Genomic DNA, 13333 nt, shown 5'->3' on the forward strand with positions numbered 1-13333 from the left:
CGTCCTGGATCGGGCGCTCGACGACGCCCGGGCCGTGCAGGTCGAGGTCGTCAACGCCTGACTGGGTACCCCTACTGAGATCGAAGCTCCTCACCTGCCTAACGAACGCGAGGATCAGAGGCCGGTCAGCCGACCGGGCGGTAGAGGCGCTGAGTCATTGGCCCATCGCCGCGGGCTGAGTGCGGGTTGTCGGTGATCTCGGTGCCACCGGCGGGGAACATGAAGTTCGACATGCCGACCTTGACCCAATCGGGTCGGCCGATACACCTGCGTGGGACCGAGATGCTGACCTGGTCGGTGGCGTAGTCGATGGTGTGTTTGAGTCCGCGGCACTTCACCCTCGACTCGTCCACCAAAATCCTGCCGACAATCATCAGGTGGCGTCCCTGCCACCTTCCCGGCCGGGCGTTCACGTAGACCGCAGCGAACCGAAGGCGACTGAAGACGATGTAGGCGCCGTACTGCTGAGGCTCGTCGCGGCGTAGGTCGCTGAATGTCATCTTCATCCGGACCTGGTAGCGACCGTGGCGGACCACGGCGCGGACGACGTCGGCGGCAGGTACGTCGCCGGCGGGGACCCACTGCCCGCGCTCTCCGTACCCCCACACATCCCCAGTCGGATCCTTGAGAACGACGCGTGAGACGCGGTCCTCAGCCCCCGAAGCTCCGGCGGGAACAGATAATGCGAAAAGCGGTAGCACCAACGCTGCGGCCCACAACACGGTTACCCGACCTCGCATGGCTTCCCTCCTCTTTCTCCAATTGTGACCACCGTCCGGGGCCGGAGTCATGAGCAGGGAGGCTCCACCAAGCGGTCCGAAGGGCACTAATAACCGGTGACTGTCGGCGCCGGACCTCGTCTCAGTGGCGGTACACCCCACCGACTTTCGAGACGATGACCCGGCTGCGGGTGGCACCCTGGTGCGCAGTTCGTTGCCACCGACCCAACATCGCACCGACCCCGTTGGGGCCACGGCACCGCCGTACGCCGCCGCAGCCCTGCGGTCCTGGGGGACGCTCATGGACGGTATGGCGTGATCACTCATGCCGCTGATGGCGCACTCCTGCCCGTGCGGTTAGGCGACCGAAGCCTCCGGCATCACGAGACGGACGCAGCCTCGACGAGAAGGGCCCCCTAACGGCGGAGAAGTCGCTTCCACCACCGGCGCGATGACTCCGCCGTGGCCGGCGCGTCCTGGGCGCGGGAGTTCTCACTCTCAGCAACCGCATCCAGACCAACTACGATGCCCTCCCGTCCGTTCGCGCGGACTGGCGCTTCGATGCCGCCGTCCTCTCCGAACTTGACGGACTGCAGGTTCTTCCAGAGTTCCGACCCGAAACCGTCATCAGGCATGACGTCCTCCCTCAGTTGGGGCTCAGTATGTCGCGAGAGCGTAAGTAGGATCCACGAGCCGCTACGCTAGGAGACCTGTGACCACCGAGCAGCCGCGACCGACCGATGCCGATCCACGCGAAGGGCAACATGAGTCGCCCGGGCCAGATCAGATTGACCAGACGCAGGCAGGCCGGTCACGTACCCGTTCCCTGGCGGCCGTCCTGGCCGCGCTTGCGGTGCTGGCGGTTGCCGCTGGCGTATACGCCTGGTACCGCGACACCGCTGCCGACACTGCTCGGCAGGTTCTGGTCTACCGCGACCAGTTGCAGTGTCGTGGCGACGACGTTCGGGTCGGATCGAACCGCATCGACGTCTCTGGCCCCGATGTCGCGTGCACCGGGTACGTCGAGATCCACAACGACTCCGGTCGCGCGGTGCACGTCAGCAACGTGACCTTTGGCCTCGCTGGACCCGGCAACTCGCATCCCGTGATCGTCACCTCGATCGACGGCGACCCCGACGTCGACTCCGACGGCAAGCAAGGCGTCGACGCTGGCCTTGACCTAGACCTAGATGTCGCCGCCGGCACGTTCATCCGCGTCCCCTACGAGGTTGGGTACAACCCACGCCAGTGCGACGCAGGAACGATCATCTTCGGCGGGTGGCCGGACGTCGGCATCGACGTAATGCACCACCACTTCGACCGCAACGCCGCCGGCCAGTTCCGCATTCACTGCTCCTGAACCGGCCGCCCAGTCAAGCCGCGCTCCGCTCGGTTCTCGCGGAGACCCCCGACTCTGCGCCGGGTGCAATACCCCCCGGTCTAGCCATTCCATTTCGCTCACTCGGCGCGCATGGTCAGCGGCACTGAAGTCCTGGGGGAAAGGCGTCATTACCGTGGAAGTCCGTGAGCTCGCAGATGGCTTGTCGAGGTCGAGGACCAGTCTCAGAGTGTTCGGCGCCGTCAACCTGGCGATCGCGACCGGGCTGGCCTTGCTGCTGCCGACGCCGGCTGCAAGCGCCGGGACCATCGAGGGGACCGCTGGTGATGACCACCTTGTCGGCACGCCATTCAGCGACCTAATTGACGCCCACGGTGGAGACGATGACCTGTTCGCGCGGGGCGGCAGTGACGAGGCATTTGGCGGTGGCGGCGACGACGTCATCAGACTAGGTCGAGGCCGCTTTGACTCCGCCGATGGCGGGCGCGGGCACGACATCATCATTGGGGGAAGGGGTCGCGACAGCATCAATGATGGCGTCACCACCGAGGTGGAACCTGGGCAAGGCCCCGATGAGTTCTACGGGGGGCTGGGCGCCGACCGATTCGCCGCGGCCACTGGCGCTGACAAGGTGTTTGGCGGTCCAGGCATCGACCGCGTCTCGGTCTGGCCTGACGGTCGCTCCGACCAGATCTGGTGTGGTCCTGGGATCGACAGCGTGACCTGGATAAGGCGGCGCGGGGTGCACGACCGGGCGATCGGCTGCGAACGGCAGAGCGTGTTTGACCCAAGTGCGCGGGGACGCGCCCGAGGAGAGCGGTCGGTGAACCCGCAGGCATGAGCGGGCACTCCCACTTCCTCGGAAGCGTCCGAAAAGTCTCATCCCAAGCGAGCGTGCACCCCGGTCGGGCAGCCCCGCATCATGCGCTCGTGGTTCCCCGCCATCACCGGACGGCCGGCGCGGGAGGCCACCGGACCACGCCCTCGAGGTCGCCGGTGAGCGACGTCTCGAGGTGGTCGGGTCGCGGCGCTCGGCGTGCAGCAGCAAGTCGAGCGAGTAGGGCAGCGCAGAGCGGCCACCACCAGCGCGTCGTCCTCGCCGAGCTTCGCCACCGCCCGCACCTGCGGCCACCACTCCGGGTAGCGCTCCAGGTCGACCAGCAGCGCGTGCACGCGCTCAAGGGGAAACGGGACGGTCTAGGTACAGCGGAACAAGTACGGCGGACTCATGGGCAAGAACTGGCGCCGCGACATCGCGGCGCTCGCCGCGGAACGGTTGCCGAAAATGAACCAGGTGGAGTGGGCAGCGCTCGCGGAGGAAATCGAGCAGACCCGAACGTCGATCGAGGAATGGATTCTGAACCCTGGGATGAAGCGCCTGGCGACTGGTCCAAGGCCGACGCCGGTGCTGCAGGCGCGTTCATTCGGTCCACCTATCCGTGGATGGATGAACGGAACGTTGCGCACGCCATCGAGCAAGGCACGTACTACGCCTTGCACGGCTGAGGCATCCGGACATGGCGCCCCTCTGTGTCAAGGAGCAGTGAGTAGTGGGGTTCTAGGCTGTGGTGTGGCGGGCCCGGGAAGTGGCTTGTCCGAAGAGTCGGTGTGGGGATGTGAGCCGGCCGCGCTGGAGTCAGAGTCGTCTCCCCGTTGCCCTCCCGGGTCCGTCCTCCTGGGGGCCGCCGTGGTGGCCAGAGCGTCGTCGACCATGGCTCGGTAGACGAGGTCGGACAGCCGGCGTTTGAGGCATCGCATGGCTTCCATCGAGCTCTTGCCGGCGGCCTTCTTGCGGTCGTAGTAGGCCCGTCCCTCGGTCGGGTTCCGTAGTTGGACTGTGGCCATGGTGTGCAGGATCCGGTTGATCTGCCGGTTCCCGGCGCGCGACAGTCGGTGTCGGACGTGGTCGCCGGAGGAGGCGTCGATGGGTGCGGTGCCGTTCCAGGACGCGAAGTGGCCGCGGTCGGGGAACCTGGTGATGTCACCGACCTCGACCAGGAGCCGGGCTGCGCCGGTGGGGCCGATGCCGTGCAGGTCCAGCAGGGTGGTGCCGGTGGCTGCCACCAGTTCGCGCAGCTCTTTGTCGGCGGCCTTCTTGCGTCGATAGACGCGTTCGAGGTCACTGATCAGCTCGGCGGCGACTCGGCGACGGGTCTTGCCGGCGGTGTCGCGGGGGCGGACCTTGGCCAACAGGGCCTTGGCCTGGGCGGCGGAGAGGTCCTTCTTCGCGCCACCGGGGATGAGCTCGAGCAGCAAGTGGTGCAGCTGGGAGATCATCCGGGTGTGGTCGTCACCCAGTGAGCGACGCCGGTCGACCAGCACCCGCAGCACCGCGAGCTGCTCGTCGTTGACCACCGGCCGCAGCCCGGACATCCGGGTGCCCACCAGCGCGACCGAGTGGGCGTCGGTGGCGTCGGTCTTGCGGCCCTGGCCGGTGGCGAAGACCCGGGCTCGCGCCGAGAGTTTCGGGGGCACATCGACGATCTCCTCGCCGGCCGCGAGCAGCCGCATCGCGACGTGATGGCCGATGCCGTTGCAGCCCTCGATGGCCCAGATTCGGTCCTCGAGGACCGGCTGAATATGGGTGACATAGCGCATCATCGCGGCGAAACCGTCCGAGTCGGTGGCGAACCTGTCACCGCCCAACACGGTCTCATCGGCGGTCATCACCTCGATCGTGGCGGACCGCTTGTGCGGGTCCATCCCGATCACGACCCGGCTGGCTTCTTGGTTCATCAATGGCTCCGATGCTCGATCGATCACTGGGTTGTTGTCGAGCCGGGAGGGCAACGCTACTTCGAGCTGGGCAGACCCCTCTTGAGCCTCTCCTGGCCCTGCGACGCCCGGTCCGCGCATGCCATGTGAGAGCCACACGGAACCCACTCGGGGTCGCGCGGGCAGCCGCAATCAGAGCGACGGACCGGACGCCTGGACCGAGCCTCGCCAGACACCGGTCCTGAGGTCAATGAAACAAGTAGCCGCTGTCAGGTCGCTGCCAGGAAGTGCGGTTGCGCTCACAATGGTTGGCCGGTTGCAGCCACCCATATGAACAAGGAGCCGACCGCCACCCAGCCGAGCGAGATGATCGTGAGTATCGGCACCCGACCATTCGATCCCGGCTCAAACCACCTGATTCGCGCAACCCGCCCTTTTGGGGGTGGCATCACTCGGACGAACTGACGATTGAAGATCGTCACCAAGACGCCGACCACCGCGACGGCCACACCCATGACCCCGAGCCAAAAGTGCGTCACGCCGTGATCTTCCCATCCGCGAACTGCGTACGCACCGCTGACCGCGCGCCGCCAGGCGCACGCTATTGGCGCTGACCGCGCTGTCTTGCCGGTATGCGGGGGTGCTACAGGGCGTTCTCGAGGAGTTCCCTCAGTCGCGCGGCCAAATTCGCGTCTCCCTCGGTTACCACGCGCACGGTCACGTCGTCGTCGCCCGGGGCGACGGCGACGTAGGCAACGACCCCGCTGGCATCCCTCGGTCGCCATTCGAGGAAGTTTCCCTGGTACACGTTGGTAGTCGGCAACTTCGAGGCAATGGTGGCCGCGTCGGCTTCGCTGAAGGGGGAATCCGTCAGTGCGGCGACCTGACCAACGAACTTGGGTACGCGTTGTCGCTTCGCCCATCCGAGCACTAAGTCATTCCTGAGACTGTCAGGGTGGGGTGTCCAGGCGGGGTCCGGAGACTCCTCTTCGCGCGGAGGCCGGGCGCAGAATCCCGGCGGCGAGTCGTTGTGCGCGCGATGCTCCCTCAGGTATCGGCGCTGTCCGTACACGAGGCTGAATCCGTTGGGACCCCCAACCCCGTACGGACCGTCCGGCGTCCCGTCGTCCTCCCACAAGCAGACCGGGCACACCTCGTAGGAGCCGGGCCCGTCGGGGAGAGACCGGTGACCGCAACATGGACAGGTTGCACGAGTGGCCACCCCCGCAACCCTGGCCCCACCTGTGAGGTCCACGCAAGCGACCAAGGCTGACTCTGGCCCGACGGGTCCGGCTGCGTTGAGGCTCGCGAACCATCCGGACATGCCGAGGTCGGTGCAACCGTACGGACGACAGACGTTCAGAGCGAACCCGTAGCCAGACGGCGGGACGGCTCGTTGGCCTGACGTGACGATGAAGGAACTGGCCATCCCCGGCGGCCTCTCGCAGCTGGAGGCGCACGCGGCCGAGAACCTGAGCCCCGAGGCCCTCGGCTACATCCGCGCCGGAGCGGGGGACCGGGACACCACGCGCGCCAACGCCGCGGCGTTCCGGCGTTGGGAGGTCAAGCGGCGCGTTGGCCGCAAGCCGGCGAAGGTTGACCTCTCCACCACCATCCTGGGGACGCGCATGCCCGCGCCGGTCATCTTCGCACCGGTTGGTGTGCAGACGCTCGCGCATCCGGACGGCGACCTCGCCAGCGCCCGCGCGGCGGCCGAGCTCGGGCTGACCTACGTGCACTCGACGCAGGGCGCCTACAAGATGGAGGACGTGGCGGCGGCCAACGGCGACGGCTCGCGCTGGTACCAGCTCTACTGGCCCACCGATGACGAGCTGGTGGTGTCCTTCCTGCGCCGCGCCAGGGCGGCCGGCTACACCCATCTGATGATCACGCTCGATACGACGCTGCTCGGCTGGCGGCCGCTCGACCTGGATATCGGGTACTCGCCCTTCCTCGAGAACAAGGGCATCGCGAACTACACGAGCGACCCTGTCTTCCAGCGCAAGCACATGCCCGTGCCGGCAGAGGTTGCCCCGCTGGCGGCCGGCATCGCATTCGCACGCGTCTTCCAGAACCCCGGCCTGAGCTGGAACCAGCTGCCGCTGATCCGCGAGAACTGGGACGGCCCGATCCTGCTCAAGGGGATCCAGAGCCCACGCGACGCCAGACTTGCCATCAAGCACGACATCGACGGCATCGTCGTCTCGAATCACGGCGGACGTCAGGTCGACGGGGCGATCGCGTCGCTCGACGCGCTCAGTCCAGTCGTCAAGGCGGTCGACGGCAGGATGCCCGTGCTCTTCGACTCCGGGATCCGTACGGGCCGTGACGCCTTCAAGGCGCTGGCGCTCGGCGCCGACGCGGTGCTCGTCGGCCGCCCGTATCTCTACGGCCTCGCGCTGGACGGGCAGAGGGGTACCCGGAGGGTCATGCGCAGCCTCGTCGACGAGCTCGAGGAGGAGGTCCGGAAGGCGCGTCACCGCAGTCACCGCACGCTCTCCCGTTCCTCCCTGACCCGCGCGCGCTGAAACGGAGCCCAGACATGTCCGAGCACACTCGTCGTCAGTTTCTCGAGGTCGCCGCCGCGACTGCCGTCGCCACCCTCATCGCGCGGCCCGCGTTCGCCGAGCCCGGGGTGGCCCCCGGCGCTGCCACTCCCGGGCCTCCCGCGAAGTCGCCACTGCCCGTCGGCCCGGGCGCCCCGTTCGGCAGCTACCAGTCCGAGATCTACATCGCCGGGATGACCGCCGGCACCGAGCCGATCTTCACCACGAACCTGTCCGACCTCGAAGCCGCTGCGGAGGAGGTGCTGTCCGAGGCCGCGCGCCGGCATCTGCTCGCCTGGGCGGGCGGCTCCGCCGCCGTGCGAGCGAACGCGCGGGCGCTCTCCGCGTGGCGGATCGTCCCGCGGATGTTCATCGACCGCGACGAGCGCGACCTCAGCACGACGGTGCTCGGCGCCTCGATGCCGGCCCCGGTCATCCTCGGCCCGGTCGGGCGCCAGGCCATCGCGCACCCAGACGGCGAGATCGCCACCGCCCGGGCGGCAGCGGGGCTGGAGCTCACCTACGTCCACTCGTCGCGTGCGAGCAGATCGCCCGAGGAGGTCGCCGTGGCCGCACCCAACGGCCCGCGGTGGTTCGGCCTGGACTGGCCGGACGGGGGCGGCTTCGACCCCGTGCTACTCACCCGCGCGCAGGCAACCGGGTGCACCCACCTCGTGCTCTCCCCACCGCAGCCCGGGCAGGGCTGGGGGGCGCTCGCGGCGATCCGCGAGGCCTGGGACGGACCGATCGTCCTCGGCGGAATCCAGAACGTGCCGGACGCGCGGCTCGCCGTTCGCCGTGGCTTCGACGGCATCGTCGTCTCGAATGAGCGCGGGCGCCGTGGTCCCGGTGTCGGTGGGACCATCAACGTCCTGCCGCGGATCGCGGATGCTGTCGGCGGCAAGCTTGCCGTGCTGTTCGGCTCGGGCGCCCGCACGGGGAGCGACGTCTTCCGGGCGCTGGCCCTGGGGGCCGACGCTGTCGTCATCGGCCGCCCGTACGTGCACGGCCTGGCGCTCGGAGGGGAAGACGGCGTCCGGCACATGCTGCGAACGCTCCTCGCCGAGCTCGAGATCACCCTCACCATCGCTGGTGTCGGGCACCACAGGGACCTCGACGCGAGTGCGCTCGTCCGGGCGTGAGCGCCGGAAGGCACTCATGGCCAGATAGCCCTCGGGAACGGCCGCGTGGCGCCGCCCCGCGAACGCACTCACTGCCGCGTTGAGGGCGCCCTTGCCTAGTCGAGAAACTTCTTGAGGTCGTAATTGTCGATGGTTTCAGCGAGGTTCCGCGGGCTGATTCCGCGGTTGTTCTCGAGGTCTGGATCGGCGCCGGCCGAGAGCAGCACGCGGATGACTTCGCCGTCCTGGTCCCGGACGTTGAACAGAGCAACGCTGAGGGGCGTCTTGCCGAATCGGTCGCGTGCGTCCACTTCGGCTCCAGCCGACAGGAGCGCTTGCGCGGTCGTCGCGCGCTGGCCCTGCGCGGCGAAGTGCAATGGGGTGTATGCGTTCTTGTCAGCGAGATTCACGTCGGAACCTGCGGCGATCAGTTGAGTCACGCGGTCGAGGTCGCCGTCGAGTGCTGCGTAGTGCAATGCGGACCTACCCGCCCGATCGAGTTCCTCATTCACGCCTCGATGTTCGCACGCTCGTGTCCGGACATGCCGCCATGAGGGTGGAGCCCGACCATGGCGCGATCCGCTCGGTCGTGCATGCGGGCGGCCCTAGGTCCGATCCGACTCCCTCTCGGGGCCATCTCCCGTTCGAGCCAAGCGCTCGCGACTCAGGTACCGAACCGGCTTGCCGAGCGACTCCGCGTACGCAATCTCGCGTCGGGTTGACTCACCCACGTAGCCACCGGGATCCACGATGTACACCTCGTCAGCCATGCGGATCTTCTGGAAGTGCGTGGCGCCGAGCCGCTCCTCGAGGTCCGAGGAGTCCGCTGTCCAGTCGTAGTCCGGGAGGTCGGGGAGGCTGAACATTCCGAGGCTGATCACGACGCAGCCATCCATCGTGAGCCGCTGGTTGACCTCCGCGAACTCGGCCTCGAACCTGGTCGAGCCGCAGAGCGTGATGACCTTCGCCTCACCCTCGGCCGCCTGCGATGCCTGCTCGTTCTCCACGAGGGCATTCTCAATGAACGGCAGGACCGGTCCATCGCCGCCCCAGGGCGTCTCTCGCGCCTGCCTCCCGCACGTGATCGTCAACTGGCTGAGGCACCGCGGATCAGACGCACCTGCCTAGTCGGCCAGGGCGAGGTCCACGGCCGCCTCGGCATGCAGCCGGGTCGTGGGGAAGGCAGGTACCGGGCAGTCCTCCGGCCCGAGCAGGAGCTCGATCTCGGTGCAGCCCAGGATCACGCCCTGGGCCCCGCGGGCGACGGCTGCGTCGATGATCCGCAGGTACGCCGCCCTCGACTCGTCACGGACGACCCCGTGCACCAGCTCGTCGTAGATGACGTCGTGCACCACCTGCTGCTCGTCCGCCTCCGGCACGCTGACCCGGAGACCGTGGCCCGCGATCCGCTCGGTCTGGAAGGGCTCCCGCATGCTGAAGCCGGTCCCGAGGAAGGCGACGGACCCCAGCCCCGCCGCCAGCACCGCCCGGGCGGTCACGTCGGCCAGGTGCACGAACTCCACCGAGATCGCACCTTCGATCCGGTCGGCGACCTTGTGCATCGTGTTGGTGCAGAGCAGCAGCAGCTCGGCGCCCGCGTCCTCCAGAACCCGAGCCTCCGCGGCGAGGAGTGCCCCCGCGGCGTCCCAGTCGCCCGCGCGCTGCATCTCCTCGACCGGTGCGAAGTCGACGGAGGAGATCAGGCACCGCGCCGAGTGGAAGCCGCCGAGTCGCTCGCGCACCAGCTCGTTGAGCAGGGAGTAGTAGAGGGCGGTGCTCTCCCAGCTCATGCCGCCCAGCAGGCCGATCTTCCTCACCCCGCCACCCTGACGGTTGCGGCGGCCGTGGTCCAGCACACGGACGTCCGCCGTAACCCGGGCTCCCGGGGCCTCGTTGATCCGGATGAGTCACCACCACACCCAAGCCTCAGGAGGAACCCCATGCCGGTCGGACGACGTGCGCGCAGCATCGCGATCGGCGTGGTCGCCGGGGCCGTGTCCGTGCTGGGATCCGGCGGCTCCGCGGCCGCGGCGGAAGGTCAGACCCCCGTCGGCGACGTACGCCGGGTGGTCTTCGTCGGCAACAACTGGGCCGGCACCGCCGACGTCCTGGCGCCGGGCACCTTCGAGAAGCTCGGCACGATCAACATCATCCCCGACCGCGAGGAGCGGATGCAGGAGATCGCCTCCAACCCCGAGCGGTTGGCCTACTTCCTGGCCATCCGTGAGGCGATCGGCGAGGGCAACGACCAGTACGTCGACGACATGTACTCGTCCAACGACGGCAAGCTGATGATCGTCTCCCGCCCGTCCTTCGCCGACGTCGTCGGGATCAGCCTCGAGACCGGCGAGATCAAGTGGCGTTTCCCGGTGTCCGGCCATCGCTCGGACCACATGGCCATCTCCCCCGACGGCCGCGAGGTCGTGGTCAGCGCCTCGACCGGCAACGTGGTGCACGTGCTGCGGGTCTCCGACGGCAAGGAGCTCGGCCAGTTCCCGTCCGGCGGGTCGCCCCACGAGAACGTCTACATCGACGGTGGCGAGAAGATCATCCACGCCAGCATCGGCATGGTCTACACCCCGCTCGACCAGCCGCCCCTGGACCCCACCAAGGGCGAGCGAGTGCTGCAGATCGTCGACGCCGACACCTACGAGGTGCTCCGTCGCTACGACCTGCGCCAGGCGCTCGACGAGCGCGGGCTGGAGGACTACAGCACCGCCGTACGCCCGATGACGCTGTCGCCGAACGAGCAGAAGATCTACTTCCAGGTCTCCTTCTTCCACGGCTTCCTGGAGATGGACCGGTCCTCGGGCAAGATCCAGCGGGTCAAGCACCTGCCGAACCTCGTCCCGGACATGCCCCGCGAGCAGTACCTCCTCGACTCCGCCCACCACGGCATCGCGATGAACCCGGAGGGCACCAAGATCTGTGTCGCCGGCACGATGTCGGACTACGCCACGGTGGTCGATCGCCGTACCTACCAGCGCGGCAAGCTGCTGAAGAAGAAGGACGGCAAGCCCTACTGGGTCACGCCGAGCTGGGACGGCGACTACTGCTACATCTCGTGGAGCGGTACCGACCAGGTCGCCAAGATCTCCTACCGCACCGGGCGGATCGTCGACACCGCCAAGGTGGGCGACCACCCGCAGCGGGTCCGCAACGCCTTCGTCGAGCAGTCGCTGGTCGAGGGCCTGCCCCAGGGCTGAAAGGCCCCACTCGACGGACGGGAATCCCGTACTCGACGAGCGGGAATCCCCGACTCAACGGGTGGCGAGGAAGGCGGCGAGCCGGTCGAGTCCGGTGACGACGTCCCCGCGGGGGCCGGCGAAGCTGAGCCGGATGTAGCGGTGACCGACCTCGGTGTCGAAGTCGATGCCGGGCGCTACGGCGACGCCGGTCTTCCCGAGCAGGTCGTGCGCGAAGCCCATCGAGTCGTCGGTCAGGTGGCCGACGTCGGCGTAGACGTAGAACGCGCCGTCGGCCGGCGCAAGTCCGGTGATCCCGAGCTGGGGGAGCCCCTCGAGCAGGAGTGCCCGGTTGCCGGCGTACCGAGCGACGTGGCCGTCGAGCTCGGCGTACGACGCGTCGTCGAAGGCCGCGCACGCCGCGAACTGGGCGAGTACCGGCGGGCAGATCGTGAAGTTTCCGGTGAGCACGTCGACCGGTCGCCGCAGCCGTTCGGGGACCAGCATCCAGCCGATCCGCCACCCGGTCATCGAAAAGTACTTGGAGAACGAGCTGAACACCACCGCCTCGCGGGAGGTCTCCCATGCCGAGCGTGAGAGCGGTGTCTCGCCGTCGAGCGGGGCGTACTCGATGCCGTGGTAGATCTCGTCGGAGATCAGCTGCACGCCGCTGCGCTCGCACCAGGACGCGATCGCCCACAGCTCCTCGGGCAGGAGCATGGTGCCGGTCGGGTTGGCGGGGCTGGCCACGACCACGCCCTTGAGGTCCGGGACCTGGTCGAGCTGGCCCACCGTCGGCTGGAACCGCGTCTCCGGCCCGCAGGGCAGCTCGACCACCTCGCACCCCAGTGCTGTCAGCACGTTGCGGTAGCAGGGGTAGCCGGGCCGGGCCATCGCCACCCGGTCGCCGGGCTCGAAGGCCGCGAGGAAGGCCAGCAGGAAACCCCCGCTGGAGCCGGTGGTCACGATCACCTCGTCGGGGGAGACGTCGACGCCGTGTCGCTGCCAGTGGTGGTGCGCGATCCGCTCGCGCAGCTCGGCGATCCCGGGCGCCACCGTGTAGCCGAGCGGGTCGTCGGACTGGAGCAGCCGGATCGCCTCGGCCTTCACCGGCGCGGGTGCGCCCGTGCTCGGCTGGCCGGCGACCAGGTTGACCAGGTCGCCATGGGTACGCCGACGCTGGTCGGCCGCCGCCAGCAGGTCCATCACGTGGAAGGGCGGGACGTTGGCCCGCTCCGCGACGGCGTACCGGCTGCTCATCCGCTGAGGCTATCTGGGTGCGTCGGTTTCCCCGGCTAGCCGGGGAAACCTTCACTTCCCGGGGGTTGCAACGGCTGAGAAGTGTCGGTTTCCCCGGTGGGCCGGGGAAACCGACGGGCGGCCGCGTGTCGCCCAGCACGGCGGCCGAAGAACGACCCCTCGCCGAGCTGGGTGCCGGAGGCGTAGCCCTTGCCGTCCTGGGCGAGGTTGGAGGCGCAGGCGCCGGCGGCGTAGAGGCCGGTGATCGGTGTGCCGTCGGCGCGCAGTGCCTCGCCGTCCACGCTGGTGCGGATGCCGCCGAGGGTGAAGCCGGCGTAGAGCGCGTGGCCGAGGGTGAGGTCGTAGGCGCCCCAGGGTCCGGTCGACTGCGGCGCCAGCCAGTCGGGGTGCTTGTGGAAGTCGGGGTCCTCGCCGCGGGCGGCGTACTCGTTGTAGCGCTCGAGGGTGG

The 13333-nt window shown here is 68.5% G+C and carries 14 protein-coding genes and 1 pseudogene; 5 read left to right on the forward strand and 10 right to left on the reverse strand.

All coding sequences use genetic code 11. The annotated features are described in order from the left end of the window. Positions 1-125: 125 nt before the first annotated feature. Positions 126-506 carry a hypothetical protein gene (locus VFN12_RS09720; protein ID WP_325118452.1) on the reverse strand — a complete coding sequence of 127 codons (381 nt, stop codon included), beginning with the start codon at positions 504-506 and terminating at the stop codon, positions 126-128. A 925-nt stretch (positions 507-1431) separates the two neighbouring features. On the opposite strand from VFN12_RS09720, the gene VFN12_RS09725 reads away from it, so the two are divergent. Both VFN12_RS09725 and VFN12_RS09730 read left to right on the forward strand, forming a co-directional pair. Further along, on the forward strand, positions 1432-2079 hold the full coding sequence (locus VFN12_RS09725; RefSeq protein ID WP_325118453.1) for a hypothetical protein: 648 nt from the start codon (positions 1432-1434) through the stop codon (positions 2077-2079). A gap of 208 nt (positions 2080-2287) precedes the next feature. Further along, a complete protein-coding gene (locus tag VFN12_RS09730; RefSeq protein WP_325118454.1) occupies positions 2288-2899 on the forward strand; it encodes a hypothetical protein in 612 nt (203 codons plus the stop codon). 38 nt (positions 2900-2937) lie between these two features. Here VFN12_RS09730 and VFN12_RS09735 read toward each other — a convergent pair whose 3' ends face one another. From VFN12_RS09735 to VFN12_RS17595, 4 genes and pseudogenes are all read right to left on the reverse strand, one after another. Beyond that, entirely contained in the window at positions 2938-3231 is a 294-nt protein-coding gene (locus VFN12_RS09735) for a hypothetical protein (RefSeq protein WP_414690030.1), read from the reverse strand. A 360-nt stretch (positions 3232-3591) separates the two neighbouring features. Beyond that, positions 3592-4794, reverse strand: coding sequence for an IS110 family transposase (locus tag VFN12_RS09740; protein WP_325118455.1), 1203 nt, complete (start codon positions 4792-4794; stop codon positions 3592-3594). A gap of 622 nt (positions 4795-5416) precedes the next feature. After that, positions 5417-5704, reverse strand: a complete 288-nt coding sequence (locus VFN12_RS09745; RefSeq protein ID WP_325118456.1) for a hypothetical protein — start codon at positions 5702-5704, stop codon at positions 5417-5419. A 111-nt stretch (positions 5705-5815) separates the two neighbouring features. Continuing rightward, a pseudogene (locus VFN12_RS17595) lies at positions 5816-6202 on the reverse strand (CPCC family cysteine-rich protein); the annotation flags it as partial. On the opposite strand from VFN12_RS17595, the gene VFN12_RS09750 reads away from it, so the two are divergent. Beyond that, the gene (locus tag VFN12_RS09750) at positions 6186-7301 is read left to right on the forward strand and encodes an alpha-hydroxy-acid oxidizing protein (RefSeq protein WP_325118457.1); all 1116 of its coding nucleotides are present in this window, start codon (positions 6186-6188) and stop codon (positions 7299-7301) included. The pseudogene VFN12_RS17595 and the gene VFN12_RS09750 overlap by 17 nt on opposite strands. 14 nt (positions 7302-7315) lie before the next feature. Beyond that, a complete protein-coding gene (locus VFN12_RS09755) occupies positions 7316-8461 on the forward strand; it encodes an alpha-hydroxy-acid oxidizing protein (RefSeq protein WP_325118458.1) in 1146 nt (381 codons plus the stop codon). A gap of 95 nt (positions 8462-8556) precedes the next feature. On the opposite strand, the gene VFN12_RS09760 is transcribed toward VFN12_RS09755, so the two are convergent. The 3 genes from VFN12_RS09760 to VFN12_RS09770 all read right to left on the reverse strand — a co-directional run bounded on the left by VFN12_RS09760 (position 8557) and on the right by VFN12_RS09770 (position 10257). After that, positions 8557-8952 (reverse strand): ankyrin repeat domain-containing protein, encoded by a 396-nt coding sequence (locus VFN12_RS09760; protein ID WP_325118459.1) that lies wholly within the window; start codon positions 8950-8952, stop codon positions 8557-8559. Between the two features lie 93 nt (positions 8953-9045). Beyond that, positions 9046-9447, reverse strand: a complete 402-nt coding sequence (locus VFN12_RS09765) for a hypothetical protein (RefSeq protein WP_325118460.1) — start codon at positions 9445-9447, stop codon at positions 9046-9048. Between the two features lie 117 nt (positions 9448-9564). Further along, positions 9565-10257 carry an aspartate/glutamate racemase family protein gene (locus VFN12_RS09770; RefSeq protein WP_325118461.1) on the reverse strand — a complete coding sequence of 231 codons (693 nt, stop codon included), beginning with the start codon at positions 10255-10257 and terminating at the stop codon, positions 9565-9567. 123 nt (positions 10258-10380) lie between these two features. Between VFN12_RS09770 and VFN12_RS09775 the strand changes: the two genes are divergently transcribed. After that, positions 10381-11646 (forward strand): serine/threonine protein kinase, encoded by a 1266-nt coding sequence (locus tag VFN12_RS09775; protein ID WP_325118462.1) that lies wholly within the window; start codon positions 10381-10383, stop codon positions 11644-11646. Between the two features lie 54 nt (positions 11647-11700). On the opposite strand, the gene VFN12_RS09780 is transcribed toward VFN12_RS09775, so the two are convergent. Together VFN12_RS09780 and VFN12_RS09785 are read right to left on the reverse strand one after the other, a co-directional pair. Next, on the reverse strand, positions 11701-12885 hold the full coding sequence (locus VFN12_RS09780) for a pyridoxal phosphate-dependent aminotransferase (RefSeq protein ID WP_325118463.1): 1185 nt from the start codon (positions 12883-12885) through the stop codon (positions 11701-11703). A gap of 35 nt (positions 12886-12920) precedes the next feature. After that, the coding region (locus VFN12_RS09785; RefSeq protein WP_325118464.1) for an FAD-binding protein at positions 12921-13333 on the reverse strand (413 nt) is incomplete at its 5' end.

It is taken from the genome of Nocardioides sp., assembly GCF_035703625.1.
Classification (GTDB): Bacteria; Actinomycetota; Actinomycetes; order Propionibacteriales; family Nocardioidaceae; genus Nocardioides.